The following is a 14,621-nucleotide window of genomic DNA, read 5'->3' on the forward strand; positions in this document are numbered from 1 at the left end:
ACCGTCCGCAATGGACGATGGGGCCGCCTGCCGTGCTAGCGCAACCGTCAGGCTCCGCCGCCACCCGGCTGGGTCACGCCGTTCACCACGAGGGTGTACGGCGCGTACTGCTGGACCTGCTCCGTCGGCTCGTCGTAGGCCACGACGGCCACGACCTTCGGGAACAGCGACAGCAGCGCCAGCTGGATCCAGTTGAGCGAGACATTGTCCTTGCCGTTGAACTCGAACTGCCAGGCGAAGGAGTTCTTCTCGTCGATGCCGATCAGCTTGAGGTTCCAGTTGTTGACCGAAACCGGCTTGATCTGCGTCGGCGACTTGAACGGGGCCAGGCTGGAACCGTCGCTCAGCACGGTGCCGCCGAGCGCGATGTTGTCGATCAGGAGACCACCCTCGTTCACGCCACCGTCGGAGACGTAGCGGAACGACACCAGGATCGACTTGCCGGCGTACGCCGACAGGTCGAACGAGTGCGGCTCGAAGCCGGCGGTCGTGCCGTTCAGGCCGGGCCCGAGCGGCGCGTCGCCGGTCTTGTCACCGGGGATCGACGTGTACGTGCTGCCGCCGTCGGTCGAGACCTGGACGTAGCCGTAGTCGTAACCCTGCTCGGCGCCGTACTTGGCGTCGAACGTCAGCGTCGCGTTGGTGGCCGGAACGGTCACCGAGAGCACCGCGGAGTTGTCGGTGTTGTTCGCGTTGCCGGAGAACAGCACCGAGTTGCCGGGCCGGTCCGGGTCGTTGTTGACCAGCGTCCAGTTCAGCGGCAGGGTCGGCAGGGTCTTCGCGCCCGTGAACTTGAGCGAGCGCAGATCCTTCCCGGCCAGGGCCTTGCCGTTCTTCTGCAGCAGGACGTAGTCCGCACCGTTGGGAGCCGCGCCGGGCTTGTCGTACGCCGAGGCGTTGGCGAAGTTCACCGTGGACCGGACGCTCTTGGACGTGACCTTCTTCTTGTCGGCCCCGAGGACGATGCCCCACTGGGAGTCCCCGACGATCCGGTCGAGCAGCACCGAGCTCTGGAAGTCGTGCAGGACCGTGTAGACGTCCTTGGCCCCTTCCGCCTTGAGGGCGGCTTCGAGGCTCGGGATGCCCTGCAGGTCCGCGTCACGGTGCAGACGCTCGATGATGTCCTGACCGTAGTGGTCGTAGAGGTACAGCATCAGCTGGAACGCGTTGCCGTAGTCGGCGAGCACGCCACTGCCGGTGTTGCCCTCACCCCAGAGGTTGAGCGAGTTCTGGGGCCCGTTGCAGTCACGCGGGTTGGGGTTGTAGGGCGTCTGCACGCTGCCCCAGCCCTGGAAGCAGTTGATGTGACTGTCGTTGCCCTTTTCGTCGATCTTCAGGGCGCCGTTGACGTACCCGGTGAGCACCTGGGCGAAGTCGCTCAGGCCCTCGTTCATCCAGGTGACCTCGTTCGGGTCCGAGTAGTACTCGACCAGGTGCTGCCACTCGTGCGCGAACGTGCCCTCGTAGAGGCGCGGGCGCGTCGGGCGGCTGGTGCACAGGTCAGCCGTCGGCTCGTCGGCCGGGTTGGCACCGGTGCGGTGCGCCCAGTCGAACGCGTCGATGGTCATGACGTTGCGGTCGACGAGCTCGTTGATCTGCGAGGAGAAGAAGCCGGCGATGTACGTCGGGTTGGCCGGGAACTCGTAGTAGTTGTCGTCCCGGACGTTGTCGACGAGCGTGACGGTCTTCTCGCCGCCACCCGAGTAGTCGCCGCCGTGCCCGTTCGCGTCCGGGCCGACGATGGCGTTGCTGCCGTCGCGGTCGGGCGGGGTGGCGAAGGCGGCGGTCTCCTTCGGGTACATGTTGGTGTCGAACTCCTTGATGAAGTCCGTCACCTGCGCATCGGTGATGGTGGTGGAGTTCGGGATCTGCGCCCGGCAGTCGCCCGCCGGGAACGAGGTGTCCACGGCCACCCACACCTCGATGTGCTGGCCGACACCGCGCAGGACGTAGTCCTTGCGGTACAGCGAGCCCTGCGTGTCGTCCGAAGCCAGCCACTGACGCACGGTGCCGACCGCCGGGGTGGTCCCCGCGGCGAGCGCTGAGCGCGACTGCGCCTTCGCGTTCGCCTTCTTCGACGTGTCGACAGCCTTGCCGTCCAACGTGCTGAAGGACTTGCGGGTCATCTCCCGCACGTCGGACACACCCGACGACTTCGCCGGGGCCTTCGCCGGGGCCGCGAGTGCCGAAGTAGCCGGCAGCGCGACGAGCACCGGGATGGCCAGGGCGACGGCCGCGGTCGTGGCCAGGCCTTTCCTTACCATGAAGCCTCCTTTACGACGACGCGCCGGGCCGGGCGGGGTGGCCGCCGGGTCCGGAGCGACGAGTGCGGCATCGTATTGACACCGCACACTATCGTCGCCGTCCATACCGACGGTCGTCGCTTCGAAGGCCGAGGGTTTTCGCAAGGGGTTGCCGGGCTTGCCCAGCGCCGCCAAACCGTGATTATCGTCGATGTTTGGGTTCGACCGGCACCCGTCGGGGATCGTCCGCTCGGCTCGACTGCGGAGCGTGACGACCAGATTGCTGTCCCTCGATTCCGTGACGCACGAACCGGTCATCGGGTTGCACAGCGGGAGGAATTCGCCCCGAAAACACCCGGCCGGACCACGACCGCCGCCGGTCAGACGATCACCGATTGCGACGTCCGGTGGTGGAGGGACCGGCCGGACGGATGGGGTTGTCGGCTGGACAGTGGTTCACCCACCGTCACCGCAGACCGTATCGTCGCAGCATGGCAGCCCTGACCCTCGCGGTGGAACGACTCGCTGCCGCCACGGTGCTGTCCTGTCACGGGGCGCTGGTGGCGGCCAGTGCGATGCAACTGGAGACGGCGCTGTCGCAGGCGCTGTTGCGGCCGGAGCTCCGGATCGTCGTCGATCTCGCGGCCGTGGCCGCCATCGACTGCACCGGCGTGATGATGCTGCGCGTGACCGCGGGCATCGCCGCCGAACAGGGCGGCGCCCTGGTCCTGGCCGCGCCGAACACCCACGTCGTGCACACGCTGCGTGAGTGCGGATCACTGCACTCGATCCCGACGTACCGCTCCGTGCAGGCCGCCCTCGACGGCGACGCGAATGCCCTGATCGCCGAGCCGGAGAACATCCCGGCCCAGACGTCCTGGCCGATGAACCGGGCCGAGCGCCGCAGCGCCTGATCGGGTTTAGCCTGGTCGGCATGGAGTCGGTGCATGTGCGGTGGCGGCCGGCGCCGGCGGTGCGGCCGTACGCGGACTTCTACACCGGCTACGCGCAGCGCGGGCTGCCGCCGGGCCGGCACCGGGGTCTGCCCTCGCCGTACCTGACGCTGGTCATCACCCTCGACGCCCCGCTGCGGATCGTGGCGCACCCCGACCCCGCCGCGCGACCGGGGCTGTACGACACCGTCATCGGTGGCCTGCACACCACGCCCGCGATCATCGAGCAGAGCGGTGACGCGGCCGGGATTCAGGTGGCGCTGTCGCCGCTGGGGGCCCGGGCGCTGCTCGGGCTGCCGGCCGGTGCGCTGGCCGGGGCCGACCTGGACGGGGCCGACGTGCTCGGGCCGTTCGCGGCCGAGCTGCGGGAGCGGGCCGCCCTCGCCGCGGACTGGCCGGCCCGCTTCCGGGTCGTCGACGAGCTGCTGACCCGGCGGGCCGACCCGGAGCTCGCGCCCGCGCCGGAGGTGGCGTTCGCGTGGCGGCGGCTGTGCGCGTCGGGCGGGGCCGTCTCCCCGGCCGAGCTGGCCGGGGAGACCGGGTGGAGCGCGCGGTACCTGGCGCGGCGGTTCGGCGTCGAGATCGGCCTCGCGCCCAAGGTGGCCGCCCGGGTGACCCGGTTCGACCGGGCCCGGCGGCTGCTCATCGGGTCGGGCGGCGGCTACCCGCTGGCCGAGCTCGCGATCGCCTGCGGCTACTACGACCAGGCCCACCTCACCCGGGAGTTCGCGGCGCTGGCCGGACTCCCGCCCGGCCGGTGGTGGGCGGCCGAGTTCCGAAACGTGCAATCGCCGGTGGACCTGGCCGGGGCAGACTCGGCCCTATGAGTGATGCCAAGACCCCGCCGCCGACCGTGTGGCCGACCCTGCGCGCGACCGACGCCCGCGCCCTGATGACCTTCCTCGCCGACGCGTTCGGCTTCGTCGAGTCCGCCGCCTACGGCGAGGGCGACGTGATCCACCACGCCGAGATGCTGTGGCCCGAGGGCGGCGGCATCATGCTCGGCAGCGACCGCAACGACGGCTCGCCCTGGACGCTGCGCCCGGGCACCTTCGGCGCCTACGTGGTCACCGCCGACCCCGACGGGCTCTACGAGCGGGCCAAGAAGGCCGGGGCGGAGATCCTGCAGGAGATGAACGAGACCGACTACGGCTCACGCGGGTTCTCGGTGCGCGACCCCGAGGGCAACCTGTGGTCGTTCGGCACCTACCCCGGCGAGCCGATCCCGTCCTGACCGATGTCGAGCAGCGCGGCGCGGCTCCGACCCTGGGGCATGACGAAGTTCCTGCTGCTGCACGGGTTGGGGGCGGCGCCGCCGGCCGAGCTGGGCGGTGAGGTGGTCGACGCCGGTCACCTCGCCGACCCGAGCCTCACCGTCCGCGTTCACGGCGGCATCGAAAGTGCGTTTCGCTGGTACTGGCTGATCGACGTCGATTCCCTCGAGCGCGCCGTGGAGATCGCGGAGGCCGCGGGCGGGCCGGTCTCGATCCGCCAGCTGATGACCGACCGCGCTGGACCGGACCTATGACACCTTGACCAGCTCGCCGAGCAGCCGCCGGAGCTCGGCGAGATGGGTCGGCGGATAGACCCGCCCGGCCGGGTCGACGACGTGGCGCACGCCGCCGAGCAGGCGCCACGCCTCGGCGGCCTGCCCGAGCTGGGCCAGCGCCTGGGCCTCCAGCCAGTCGCAGTACTGCCGGTCGGCACCCTGGTCGCGCAGCTCCCGGGCCAGGAATACCACGGCGTCGTCGTGCCCGGCCCCGAGCAGCAGCCGGGCCAGCGCGTCGGTGCCGAGGACCCACTGCCGGTCGCCGGGGGCGCAGTGGGCCCGCAGCCGCTCGAAGGTGTCGACCGCGTCCTGGGCCCGGCCCGCCCCGACGTAGCTGCGGCCCAGGTCGAGCAGGGTGGTCGCCAGCAGGCCGGGGTCGGTGACGGTGGCCAGCTCGGCCTCGCCGATGGCGATGTTGCGCACGGCCTTGCGGCGGCGGGTCTCCGGCTCCTCGTACCCGATGTGGGTCAGCCGCAGCGCCTCGCGGGGCAGGGCGGTCCAGACGCCGTGCTCGGGCACCAGCCGCTCGTGGACGCGGCCCTCCCAGTGCACCCGGTCCGGGCGGAAGACGCGCGGGGTGTGCAGGGTGTACGGCAGCTCGTCGTGCGCGTTGTCGATCTGCACCAGGAACGCGTCGGTGCGGGCGCCGGCGAGCACGGCCCGCAGCCGGGCCGGGTCGGCCTCGGCCCGGTCGTCGGCGTCGATGCTGAGGACCCAGCCGGGCCGCCCGGCGGCGGCGACGGCGGCGTTGCGCGCGGCCGCGAAGTCGTCGGTCCACGGGCCGCTGCTCACCGAGGCGCCGTGCGACCGGGCGATGTCGGCCGTGGCGTCGATCGACCCGGTGTCGTGCACGTGGACGGCGTCGACGATCCCGCCGAGCGAGGACAGGCAGCCGGGCAGGTTGGCCGCCTCGTTGCGGACGATCAGCACCGCGACCAGGTTCACACCGGCCCGATCGGCCCCGGTCCGGCGGCCTTGAGTGCTTTGCGGTGCCCGATCAGCGGCCGGTGGTCGCGTGGTACTGGTCGACGATCTCCTGCTTGATCCGCCCGCGGTCGGAGACCTGGAAACCGGCGCCCTGGGCCCATTCCCGGATGGCCCGGTTCTGGTCGCGGTCGCCGCGGGTCGTGCCCCGGCCCCGGCCGAGCGCCGCGCGGCCGCCGACGGTCGCGCTGCGGCCCACCTTGGTGCCGGCGGAAATGTAGGGCTTGAGCGCGGCGCGCAGTTTCTCCGCGTTCTTCTTGGACAGGTCGATCGAATACTGCACGCCATCGAGGCCGAACGTCACACTCTCATCGGCGGGCTTACCGTCCAGATCGTCGATCAGTTCCTGAATGACACGCTTGGCCATGCGGCCGACCTCCCGTGAGTGAGTTGGGCCAGACGTAGAAACGGTGCCCGTGGAAAACAGTATCGCCAATCAATTGATGTCCCGCCAGATAGCGGGGAAAAATTGTCCATCACCGTTCGTGTCGGCACAATTACCGGCCACCGGCACTAGGGTGGCGGGTATGGGCGCACCGCCGCTGGACTGGGGCCGGCTCCTCGTCGCGCAGCTGGAGTTCTACTGGGACGCGCACCTCTGGCCCCGGCTGAATGGCCTCGGCGACGACGAATACTTCTGGGAACCCGTGCCCGGCAGCTGGAGCGTGCGGGCCGGCGAGGACGGCCGATTCCGCCCGGACGGGGTCACCACGCAGCGGCAACCCCAGCCGGTGACGACGATCGCGTGGCGGATGATGCACATCGCGGTCGGCTGTTTCGCAATCCGGACAGCCACCTTCTTCCCCGGCCCGGATGACGTCCCCGGCGCGGACATGTTCGATCCGCGCCACGTGCCCGCCGACCTGCCGCACACGGCCGCGGCCGGCGTCGCGTTCCTGCACGACAGTTACCGGCAATGGCACGACCACATCGCGGCGCTGGACGACGAGGGGATGCGCACGCCACTAGGACCGAAGGGCGCCTATTTCTCGGCCGAACCGATGGCCGCCCTGATCGTGCACGTGAACCGTGAAACGATGCACCACGGCGGCGAGATCGGCGTCCTGCGCGACCTTTACGGCGCCCGCGGCTAAACAGGCGGGCAGGCGGCCAGCACGGCCTCGCTGATGGTGTTCTGGGCGGTCGCGGCGGCGATCCGGGGCCCGAGCAGATTCGTCAGGTACACCATCACCAGGCGGCGGGCCGGATCGGCCCAGGCGACGCAGACATTGCTGCCGTTGTGGCCGAATGCGTCCCCGCTGATGGTCCGGCCCATCGGCCGCGGCCGCAGCGGGTCGAGGCCCGGCCCGCCCAGCTGGAACCCGTAGGACCAGCGGATCGGCAGCCCGATGTGGGCGTCGACGGTGCCGTCGCTGGTCGGGGTGGTGGCCAGGGCCAGGGTCTCCGGCCGCAGCAGCCGCACCCCGCCCAGGTCGCCGCCGCGCACCAGCAGCGTGTAGAGCACCGCGAGGTCCCGCGCGGTGGCCGAGACGCCGGCGGCGGGGATGACGGCCCGGCGGACCGCTCGGCGGTTGATGAAGGCGGCGGCCACCTGCTGTCCGGGGCCCCGGCCGCGGACCGGCACGTGCCGGGACCACTGGGCGTCGGGCAGGCCGAGGAACGTGTCGCGCATCCCCAGGGGCCGCAGGATCTCGGCCTCGAGCAGCTCGCCGACGGTGGCGCCGGTGACGCGGTGGACGAGCTCGCCGAGCAGGAACCCGAAGCTGATGTACTGGTACGCGGGCCCCTCCCCCGGCTCGAAGCGCGGGCGGGCCAGTTCCAGCGCCCGCACCGAGGCGTTCCAGTCGGCCATGGCGAGCGCGTCCTGCACGGTGGACCTGGCGACCGGGAGCCCGGAGCGGTGTTGGAGCACGTGGCGTACCGAAATGGCGGCTTTTCCGTTGGTGGCGAACTCGGGCCAGTGCTTGGCGAGGGGGTCGTCGAGGCCGAGGGCGCCGCGCTCGATCAGCCGGTGCACCAGCAGGGCCACGAACGGCTTGCTGACGGAGAAGAGCCAGAACAGCGCGTCGGGCCCGCAGCCGTGCGCCCGGTCGAGCACCACCGTGCCGTCGCGCACCACCACGAGGTGCCCGGCGCCGCCGCGGGCGCGGGCCAGGCCGGCCGCCCGCTCCAGGCCCGCCCGGTCGACGCCGGCCGGGTCGCGCTCGCTCCAGTCCAGCACGCAACCCAAGATAACGACGCCGGCAACTGCACTGCACCCCAAGGTGGCCGATCGCCTGGCAGAACCCGGTGAAGGCTGGCAATAGCCTGGCAAAGACTCCGCTGCGTGCGGGGGCGGCCGAAGTCAAGCTCGCCGGCGCGGCAGGAGCGATTCGGCGGTACACCAGAAGGCACCACGGATGGAGCGAACGTGACCTCGATCAGCGCGATCAGCGGCATTTCGGGCGCGTACAGCGTGCAGTTCTCGGCGACCTCGCGGCGCGAGCGGACCGACAGCGAGAAGGACCCGCTGGAGTCGGTGGCGAAGGCCACGGGCCTGTCGGCCGAGGAGCTCAAGAGCCAGCTGCGCGACGGCAAGAGCCTCAGCGACATCGCGGACGCGCAGGGCGTCTCGCACGACGACCTCATCGCCGCGATCAAGGCCGGCAAGCCCGGCGACGCGCCGGCGAACCCGGAGGGCGTCTCCGACGACGCCATGGCCGAGAAGATCGCCTCGGACAAGGGCGGCCCGCACGGCGGCCCGGGCGGGCCCGGTGGTCCCGGTGGTCCCGGCGGCGGCCCGGGCGGCCCGCAGGGTCTGCAGGACTCCTCGAAGCTGCAGCAGCTCGGCACGCTGCTGGACACCGACACCGCCGACCTGTCCGAGCTCAGCGCGACCGAGCTGGTGAAGAAGTTCCAGAGCTCGGGCAACCTGGACCAGATCCGCTCGGTGCTCAACAGCGGCGACCTGGTCAACACCTACGCCTGAGATCCGGGGCGCCGAGCGGTCGCCCGGCGCCCCGGATCCGCCTCACCGGCCGGGGGTCTCGGCCAGGGTGGTCGCCCCGGTCATGATGGCCACCGCCTCCGGCATGGTGTGGGTGCCCGGGGTGATGACACCGGCCCCGCGGCCCAGCCGCTGGATGTGGATGCGGTCGGCCACCTCGAACACGTGCGGCATGTTGTGGCTGATCAGGATGACCGGCAGGCCGCGGGCGCGGACCTCGCCGATGAGGCGCAGCACCTGGTTCGACTCGCGCACGCCGAGGGCCGCGGTCGGCTCGTCGAGCACGATCACCTTGCTGCCGAACGCGGCCGCGCGGGCCACGGCGACCGCCTGGCGCTGCCCGCCGGAGAGGGTCTCGACCGGCTGGGCCATGTTCTGCAGGGTGCCGATGCCGAGGTCGGCCAGGGCCTGGGCGGCGTCGGCGCGCATGCCCTTCTTGTCGAGCATCCGCAGCACCGAGCCCAGCGGTCCGGGGCGGCGGCGCTCCCGGCCCAGGTACAGGTTGCCGGCGATGTCGAGCGCGGGTGCGACGGCGAGCGTCTGGTACACCGTCTCGATCCCGGCCTCCCGCGCGTCCTGCGGCCGGCGGAAGTGCACCGGCTCCCCGTCGAGGCGGATCTCGCCCGCGTCCGGGACGAGCGCGCCGGTCAGGCACTTGATGAGGGTGGACTTGCCGGCGCCGTTGTCGCCGATGACCGCGAGGACCTCGCCCGGGAACAGGTCGATGTCGACGCCGTCGAGCCCGACCACGCGGCCGAACGTCTTCACCAGGCCGCGCGCGGACAGCACGGGGGTTGGTTCAGTCATGCCTTCACCCGCCTGATCCACTGGTCGACGGCCACGGCGGCCAGGACGAGCAGGCCCACGGCGAGCACGCGGTACTGGTCGTCGACCCCCGCGAGCGAGAGCCCGCTGCGGAAGGCGCCGACGATGAGCGCGCCGAGCAGCGTGCCGAGCACCGCCCCGCGGCCGCCGAAGAGGCTCGTGCCGCCGATCACGACGGCGGTGATGCTCTCCAGGTTGGCGTCCGCGATCGCGTTGGGGCTCGCCGCGCCGGCCCGGCCGATGAGGATCCAGGCGGTCAGCCCGTAGATCGCGCCGGCCAGGGTGTAGACGCTGAGCAGGACCCGGTCGACCCGGATGCCGGCCAGGCGGGCCGCCTCCTTGTCGTCGCCGACGGCGTAGACGTGCCGGCCCCAGGCGGTGTTGGCCAGGGCGAAGCCGACGACGCAGTACAGGATCGCGACGAGCACCACGCCGACCGTGATGTGGAAGCGCCCGACGGCGAACGTCTCACCGGTCCAGTTCACGAAGGCGGGCAGGTCGACCTGCTGGACGCTCTGGCCTTTGGAGTACAGCAGGCCGATCGCGGTGAACACGCTCAGCGTGCCGAGCGTGACGATGAACGGCGGCAGCCCGATGCGGGTGACCAGTCCGCCGTTGATCAGGCCGGCGACCACCCCGACGGCGACGCCGACGAGCACGGCGAGCACGCCCGGCAGGCCGCCGCCCTCGGCCAGCTTCGCCGCGAGCATCATGGCCAGGATGGTGACCGCCCCGACCGACAGGTCGATGCCGGCGGTGAGGATGACCAGGGTCTGCCCCACCGCGAGGGCGCCGATGACGGCGACCTGCTGCAGCACCAGCGACAGCGAGTTGGGCGCCGCGAAGCGCGGGTTGATCAGCGAGAACACGATCGCGGCGGCGACGAGCACGAGCAGCGGGCTGATCGCCGGGTGCCCGTGCAGCACGTGCTGGACGCGCTGCAGGGGCGAGCGGCGGCGCAGCGCGAACTGCTCGGCGGCGGTGCTCGCGGTCACTTCTTGCCCCAGCACAGCTCGGTACCCTTGGCCACGTCGATCGAGTCGACGCCGGTCGCCGGCTTGTCGGTGACCAGGGCGACCCCGGTGTCGTAGAAGTCCAGGCCGGCGGTCACCTGCGGCTTCTGCCCGCCGCCGGCGATCTGTTTGATGGCCTTCACGCCGAGCTCGGCCATTTTCAGCGGGTACTGCTGCGACGTGGCATTGATGAGGCCATCCTTGACCTGCTGCACGCCGTCGCACCCGCCGTCGATCGACACGACGATCGGGTTCTGCACGTTGGCCGCCTTGAGCGCCTTCTGGGCGCCGACGGCAGCGGGCTCGTTGATCGTGTAGACCACGTTGATGCCCGGATTCTTGGTGAGGCAGCGCTCCATCGCGGTGCGCCCGCCGTCCTCCGCGCCGTTGGTCGGTTCGTTGCAGGCGATCGTGTAGGTCCCGCCGGTGTACTTCCCGGTCTTCTCTTCGTCGCCGTTGCGCTTCTTGTCCTTGGCGTCGATCCCCATGCCGGTCAGGAAGCCCTGGTCCCGGTTGTAGTCGACCGACACGATCTTGTCGTTGAACAGGTCGAGCAGCGCGATGACGGCGGGCTTGCCGGCCAGGGTGGTGGCGGTCCACTTGCCGATGAGCTCACCGGCCTTGAAGTTGTCGGTGGCGAACGTGATGTCGACGGTGTTCGCCGGGTCGGGCGGGGTGTCCAGGGCGATCACGTAGAGCCCGGCGTCGCGGGCCTTCTTGATCGCCGGGTTGACGCCGGGACCGTTCGGGGTGATGAGGATGCCGGCGTCGCCGCGGGCGATCGCGTCCTCGATCGCCTGGACCTGCCCGGCCTCGTCGCCGTCGGCCTTGCCGGCGGCGATGGTGATCTTCATGCCTTCCGCGGCCGCGGCCTGCTTGGCACCGTCCTGCATGGTGACGAAGAACGGGTTCGTGGAGTTCTTGGTGATGAGGGCGACCGAGACGCTTCCGTTGCCGCCGCCGGCCGAGTCGTCGCCGCACGCGGCGAGCGGGAGCACCGAGAGGGTCGCGGCGGCGAGCGCGATGAGGGCTCTGCGCATGGTTCCTCCTTTGACAACGATGTCAAACACTGTCGCGAGGCACCATCATGATTGTCAATACAGCCAGCTCCAAGATCTTCGATAACAATTCAGACACAGAACATGGTCAATGACATCGTTGTCATCAATCGATCCCGGTACGCTGAGCCACCGTGGACGCCCGACCGACCCTCCGCGACGTGGCCCAGCTGGCCGGGGTCAGCCCGAAGACCGTCTCGCGCGTGGTGAACGCCGAGCCGGGGGTCAGCGCGGTCAAGGAGGGGCGGGTGCGGCGGGCGATCGAGCAGCTCGGGTACCGGCCGAACATGACCGCCAGCCGGCTGCGCCGGGCGGACGGCCGTACCGCCGCGATCGCCGCCCTCCTGGAGGACATCGCCAACCCGTTCTCCTCGGCCCTGCACCGCGCCCTCGAGGACGTGGCCCGCGACCGGGGCGTGCTGATCTTCGCCGGCAGCGTCGAGGAGGACCCGGACCGCGAGCGCGCCCTGGTCCACGAGTTCGCCCGGCGCCAGGCCGACGGGCTGGTCATGGTCCCGGCCGGCGACGACCAGGCGTACCTCACCCGCGAGCTCGACCCCGACACCCCCATCGTCTTCGTCGACCGCCCGCCGGTGGGCCTGCACGCCGACGCCGTCCTGGCCGACAACGAGGCCGGCGCCGCCGCGGCCGTGCACCACCTGGTCGCCCACGGCCACCGGGACATCGCGTACCTGGGCGACCTGCGCTCGATCGCCACGGCCCGGCAGCGCTTCACCGGCTACCGCGAGGCCCTGGCCGAGCACGGCCTGCGCCGCAACACCGCCCACGTGGCCCACGACCTGCACACGGCCGAGGAGGCGGAGGCCGCGTTCCTGCGGATGCTGGACGCGCCGCGCCCGCCGACCGCCTGCTTCAGCGCCCAGAACCTGGTGACGCTGGGCGCGATCCGGGCCCTGCGCCGGCGCTCGTCGCACACGTCGGTGGCCCTGGTCGGCTTCGACGACTTCCCGCTGGCCGACCTGCTGCAACCGGCGGTGACGGTGATCGCCCAGGACCCGGCGGCGATGGGCCGCCTGGCGGCCGAGCTGGTGTTCCGCCGCCTGGACGGCGAGACCTGGGATCCGGCCACCCACGTGGTGGCGACCCGGCTGATCGTGCGCGGCTCGGGCGAGATCCGGGGCCCGCACTAACGACCCGTTCGCGTGTCCCCTTTCCGACGGCGCACTCGGCCATTTTCGCGGTAACGTCTTTACCGTGAATACGACGCCCCGGCCGTACCGGCAGCGCGCCCGTGCCGACGCCGCCGACAGCAACACCGAGCGGGTCCTGGCGGCCGCGCTCGAGCTGTTCGTCGAGCGCCCGCTGGACCAGGTCACGCTCGCGGCGGTGGCCGAGCGGGCGGGCGTCGGGCTGCAGACCGTCATCCGCCGGGTCGCCACCAAGGACGGGCTCATCGCGGCCGTCGGCGCGTGGGTCGGCCCGCAGGTCGCCGAGGACCTCGGCCCGCCGCCCGGGCCCGACCCGGCGGCCGTCGCCGCGGCCTTCCGGCGCCACTACAGCCGCTGGGCGCCCGCCCTGGCCCGCACCCTGCAGCAGGAGGACAGCTCCCCCGCGCTGGCCCGCAACGCCGAGGGCGGCCGGATCGCGCACCGGGCCTGGCTCGCCGCCGCCTTCCCGGACGCGTCGCCGCTCCTGCGCGCCCGGCTGGCCGGCGTCACCGGTGTCGAGCTGTGGATCGTCCTCACCGTCCACGAAGGACTCTCGGCCGAGCAGGCCGAGCACACCGTCGCACTACTCATCACATCGATCCTGGAGAACCCGACATGAGCCGTTTCCTGGTGTACACCCCGCCCGCCGCCGGGCACGTCTTCCCCCTCGTCCCCGGTCTCCTGGCGTTGCGCGAGCGCGGCCACGAGGTGCACGTACGCACCGGCTCCGGCCTGGTGGAGCACGTGCGCGCGGCCGGCCTCGACGCCGCTCCGGTCGACCCGCGCATCGACGCCTCGGTCAAGCGCTCCGGCCGCGGCGACGACATGGCCGACCTGTTCGCCCGCGGCGAATGGGAGATCGAGGACCTGCGCCGGGCGATCGCCGCATTCGGGCCCGACGCGCTGCTCGTGGACACCAACACCTTCGGCGCGGCCACGCTCGCCCAGACCAGCGGCCGCCCCTGGGCGATCACCCTGCCATCGGTCCTGGGCCTGCGCGGCAAGGGCATCCCGCCGTACAGCCTGGGCCTCGCCCCCGCCCGCGGCCCCCTCGGCGCGGTGCGCGACGCCGTGCTGTGGAAGGTGGTGGAGCGCGTCTACGGCCGCATGCTCCTGCCCGGGCTGAACCCGCTGCGCGAAGGCCTCGGCCTGCCCGCCCTGGCGAGCCCGCTCGACTACCACGGCCAGCCGGACCGGGTCATCGGCCTGACCGGCGCACCGCTGGAGTACCCGCGCACCGACCTGCCCCCGCACGTCCGGCTCGTCGGCGGCGGCACCTGGGACCCGCCCGCCGCGGCGCCGGACTGGCTGACCGCCCCCGGCGACCCGTGGGTCCTCGTCACGTGCTCGACCCACTACCAGGCCGACGAGGCACTCGCCGTACACGCCGTCGAGGCCCTCCGCGACGCGCCGGTGCGGGTGCTCGTCACGCTCGCCGACGCCTACGACACAATCGCGCTGCCGCCCGCCGCCAACGTGCGCGTCGAGCGTTTCGTCCCGCACGGCCCGGTCCTCGCCCACGCGGCCGCCGTGGTGTGCCCGTCCGGCATGGGCATCGTGACCAAGGCCGTGGCGGCGGGCGTACCCGTCGTGGCCGTGCCCTTCGGGCGGGACCAGCCGGAGGTGGCCCGGCGCGTACAGCAGGCCGGCACGGGTGTGATCGTGCCGCGCAAACGGCTTACCGCCGACCGGCTGCGCGCCGCCGTGACCGCCGCGATGGCGCTGCGGGGCCGGGCGCGCGCGGTCGCCGCCACCCTGGACCCGGCGCACGCGGCCACCGCCTTCGCCGACGCGGCCGAGGAGTTGGTCCCCGCGACCGACCGGGTTCTCGCCGGGGATCGCTGACACCCGGCTGACACCGTGCGCGGCCTAGGGTGTGG

General features: G+C 71.9%; 16 protein-coding genes. 9 read left to right on the forward strand and 7 right to left on the reverse strand.

All coding sequences use genetic code 11. The features are described 5' to 3' along the window. Positions 1 to 47: 47 nt before the first annotated feature. Complete coding sequence (locus ACQP00_RS34280) at positions 48 to 2,264, reverse strand: choice-of-anchor J domain-containing protein (protein ID WP_433203521.1); 2,217 nt, start codon at positions 2,262 to 2,264, stop codon at positions 48 to 50. Between the two features lie 470 nt (positions 2,265 to 2,734). On the opposite strand from ACQP00_RS34280, the gene ACQP00_RS34285 reads away from it, so the two are divergent. Genes ACQP00_RS34285 through ACQP00_RS34300 form a run of 4 tightly spaced genes read left to right on the forward strand, consistent with a single transcriptional unit; the run spans position 2,735 to position 4,724 of the window. Continuing rightward, positions 2,735 to 3,157 (forward strand): STAS domain-containing protein, encoded by a 423-nt coding sequence (locus ACQP00_RS34285; protein WP_433203524.1) that lies wholly within the window; start codon positions 2,735 to 2,737, stop codon positions 3,155 to 3,157. 20 nt (positions 3,158 to 3,177) lie between these two features. Then, complete coding sequence (locus ACQP00_RS34290) at positions 3,178 to 4,023, forward strand: helix-turn-helix domain-containing protein (protein WP_433203527.1); 846 nt, start codon at positions 3,178 to 3,180, stop codon at positions 4,021 to 4,023. Beyond that, the gene (locus tag ACQP00_RS34295; protein WP_433203530.1) at positions 4,020 to 4,430 is read left to right on the forward strand and encodes a VOC family protein; all 411 of its coding nucleotides are present in this window, start codon (positions 4,020 to 4,022) and stop codon (positions 4,428 to 4,430) included. Before ACQP00_RS34290 ends, ACQP00_RS34295 begins: the two co-directional genes overlap by 4 nt. Positions 4,431 to 4,469: 39 nt before the next feature. Next, complete coding sequence (locus ACQP00_RS34300; protein WP_433203532.1) at positions 4,470 to 4,724, forward strand: hypothetical protein; 255 nt, start codon at positions 4,470 to 4,472, stop codon at positions 4,722 to 4,724. On the opposite strand, the gene ACQP00_RS34305 is transcribed toward ACQP00_RS34300, so the two are convergent. Further along, entirely contained in the window at positions 4,719 to 5,690 is a 972-nt protein-coding gene (locus ACQP00_RS34305) for a glycosyltransferase (RefSeq protein WP_433203535.1), read from the reverse strand. The two genes, ACQP00_RS34300 and ACQP00_RS34305, sit on opposite strands and share 6 nt — an antisense overlap. Positions 5,691 to 5,742: 52 nt before the next feature. Then, positions 5,743 to 6,096, reverse strand: coding sequence for a histone-like nucleoid-structuring protein Lsr2 (locus ACQP00_RS34310; protein WP_433203538.1), 354 nt, complete (start codon positions 6,094 to 6,096; stop codon positions 5,743 to 5,745). Between the two features lie 49 nt (positions 6,097 to 6,145). Between ACQP00_RS34310 and ACQP00_RS34315 the strand changes: the two genes are divergently transcribed. Continuing rightward, positions 6,146 to 6,823, forward strand: a complete 678-nt coding sequence (locus ACQP00_RS34315) for a DinB family protein (RefSeq protein ID WP_433203541.1) — start codon at positions 6,146 to 6,148, stop codon at positions 6,821 to 6,823. Here the strand turns inward: ACQP00_RS34315 and ACQP00_RS34320 are convergent. After that, positions 6,820 to 7,911 (reverse strand): serine hydrolase domain-containing protein, encoded by a 1,092-nt coding sequence (locus tag ACQP00_RS34320; protein ID WP_433203544.1) that lies wholly within the window; start codon positions 7,909 to 7,911, stop codon positions 6,820 to 6,822. The genes ACQP00_RS34315 and ACQP00_RS34320 overlap by 4 nt on opposite strands. A 189-nt stretch (positions 7,912 to 8,100) precedes the next feature. On the opposite strand from ACQP00_RS34320, the gene ACQP00_RS34325 reads away from it, so the two are divergent. Continuing rightward, positions 8,101 to 8,658, forward strand: a complete 558-nt coding sequence (locus ACQP00_RS34325; protein WP_433203547.1) for a hypothetical protein — start codon at positions 8,101 to 8,103, stop codon at positions 8,656 to 8,658. A 42-nt stretch (positions 8,659 to 8,700) separates the two neighbouring features. On the opposite strand, the gene ACQP00_RS34330 is transcribed toward ACQP00_RS34325, so the two are convergent. From ACQP00_RS34330 to ACQP00_RS34340, 3 genes are read right to left on the reverse strand one after another with little or no spacing between them, the layout of a single operon-like run. Then, the gene (locus ACQP00_RS34330; protein WP_433203550.1) at positions 8,701 to 9,483 is read right to left on the reverse strand and encodes an ATP-binding cassette domain-containing protein; all 783 of its coding nucleotides are present in this window, start codon (positions 9,481 to 9,483) and stop codon (positions 8,701 to 8,703) included. Further along, positions 9,480 to 10,511, reverse strand: coding sequence for an ABC transporter permease (locus tag ACQP00_RS34335; RefSeq protein WP_433203553.1), 1,032 nt, complete (start codon positions 10,509 to 10,511; stop codon positions 9,480 to 9,482). The genes ACQP00_RS34330 and ACQP00_RS34335 overlap by 4 nt, the downstream gene beginning before the upstream one ends. Further along, entirely contained in the window at positions 10,493 to 11,554 is a 1,062-nt protein-coding gene (locus tag ACQP00_RS34340; RefSeq protein ID WP_433203556.1) for a substrate-binding domain-containing protein, read from the reverse strand. Before ACQP00_RS34340 ends, ACQP00_RS34335 begins: the two co-directional genes overlap by 19 nt. Before the next feature lie 152 nt (positions 11,555 to 11,706). Between ACQP00_RS34340 and ACQP00_RS34345 the strand changes: the two genes are divergently transcribed. The 3 genes from ACQP00_RS34345 to ACQP00_RS34355 all read left to right on the forward strand — a co-directional run bounded on the left by ACQP00_RS34345 (position 11,707) and on the right by ACQP00_RS34355 (position 14,586). Further along, positions 11,707 to 12,723, forward strand: coding sequence for a LacI family DNA-binding transcriptional regulator (locus ACQP00_RS34345; RefSeq protein ID WP_433203559.1), 1,017 nt, complete (start codon positions 11,707 to 11,709; stop codon positions 12,721 to 12,723). Positions 12,724 to 12,787: 64 nt separating this feature from the next. Beyond that, positions 12,788 to 13,360 carry a helix-turn-helix domain-containing protein gene (locus ACQP00_RS34350; protein WP_433203562.1) on the forward strand — a complete coding sequence of 191 codons (573 nt, stop codon included), beginning with the start codon at positions 12,788 to 12,790 and terminating at the stop codon, positions 13,358 to 13,360. Beyond that, complete coding sequence (locus tag ACQP00_RS34355) at positions 13,357 to 14,586, forward strand: glycosyltransferase (protein WP_433203565.1); 1,230 nt, start codon at positions 13,357 to 13,359, stop codon at positions 14,584 to 14,586. The genes ACQP00_RS34350 and ACQP00_RS34355 overlap by 4 nt, the downstream gene beginning before the upstream one ends. The last annotated feature ends 35 nt before the right edge of the window (positions 14,587 to 14,621 follow it).

This window comes from Dactylosporangium sp. CS-047395, assembly GCF_050942185.1.
GTDB lineage: Bacteria > Actinomycetota > Actinomycetes > Mycobacteriales > Micromonosporaceae > Dactylosporangium.

Excerpts from the sequence above, each read along its gene's own strand:
- ACQP00_RS34280 (WP_433203521.1), bottom strand. The coding sequence starts at position 2,264 with ATGGTAAGGAAAGGCCTGGCCACGACCGCGGCCGTCGCCCTGGCCATC.
- ACQP00_RS34285 (WP_433203524.1), top strand. The coding sequence starts at position 2,735 with ATGGCAGCCCTGACCCTCGCGGTGGAACGACTCGCTGCCGCCACGGTG.
- ACQP00_RS34290 (WP_433203527.1), top strand. The coding sequence starts at position 3,178 with ATGGAGTCGGTGCATGTGCGGTGGCGGCCGGCGCCGGCGGTGCGGCCG.
- ACQP00_RS34295 (WP_433203530.1), top strand. The coding sequence starts at position 4,020 with ATGAGTGATGCCAAGACCCCGCCGCCGACCGTGTGGCCGACCCTGCGC.
- ACQP00_RS34300 (WP_433203532.1), top strand. The coding sequence starts at position 4,470 with ATGACGAAGTTCCTGCTGCTGCACGGGTTGGGGGCGGCGCCGCCGGCC.
- ACQP00_RS34310 (WP_433203538.1), bottom strand. The coding sequence starts at position 6,096 with ATGGCCAAGCGTGTCATTCAGGAACTGATCGACGATCTGGACGGTAAG.
- ACQP00_RS34330 (WP_433203550.1), bottom strand. The coding sequence starts at position 9,483 with ATGACTGAACCAACCCCCGTGCTGTCCGCGCGCGGCCTGGTGAAGACG.
- ACQP00_RS34340 (WP_433203556.1), bottom strand. The coding sequence starts at position 11,554 with ATGCGCAGAGCCCTCATCGCGCTCGCCGCCGCGACCCTCTCGGTGCTC.
- ACQP00_RS34355 (WP_433203565.1), top strand. The coding sequence starts at position 13,357 with ATGAGCCGTTTCCTGGTGTACACCCCGCCCGCCGCCGGGCACGTCTTC.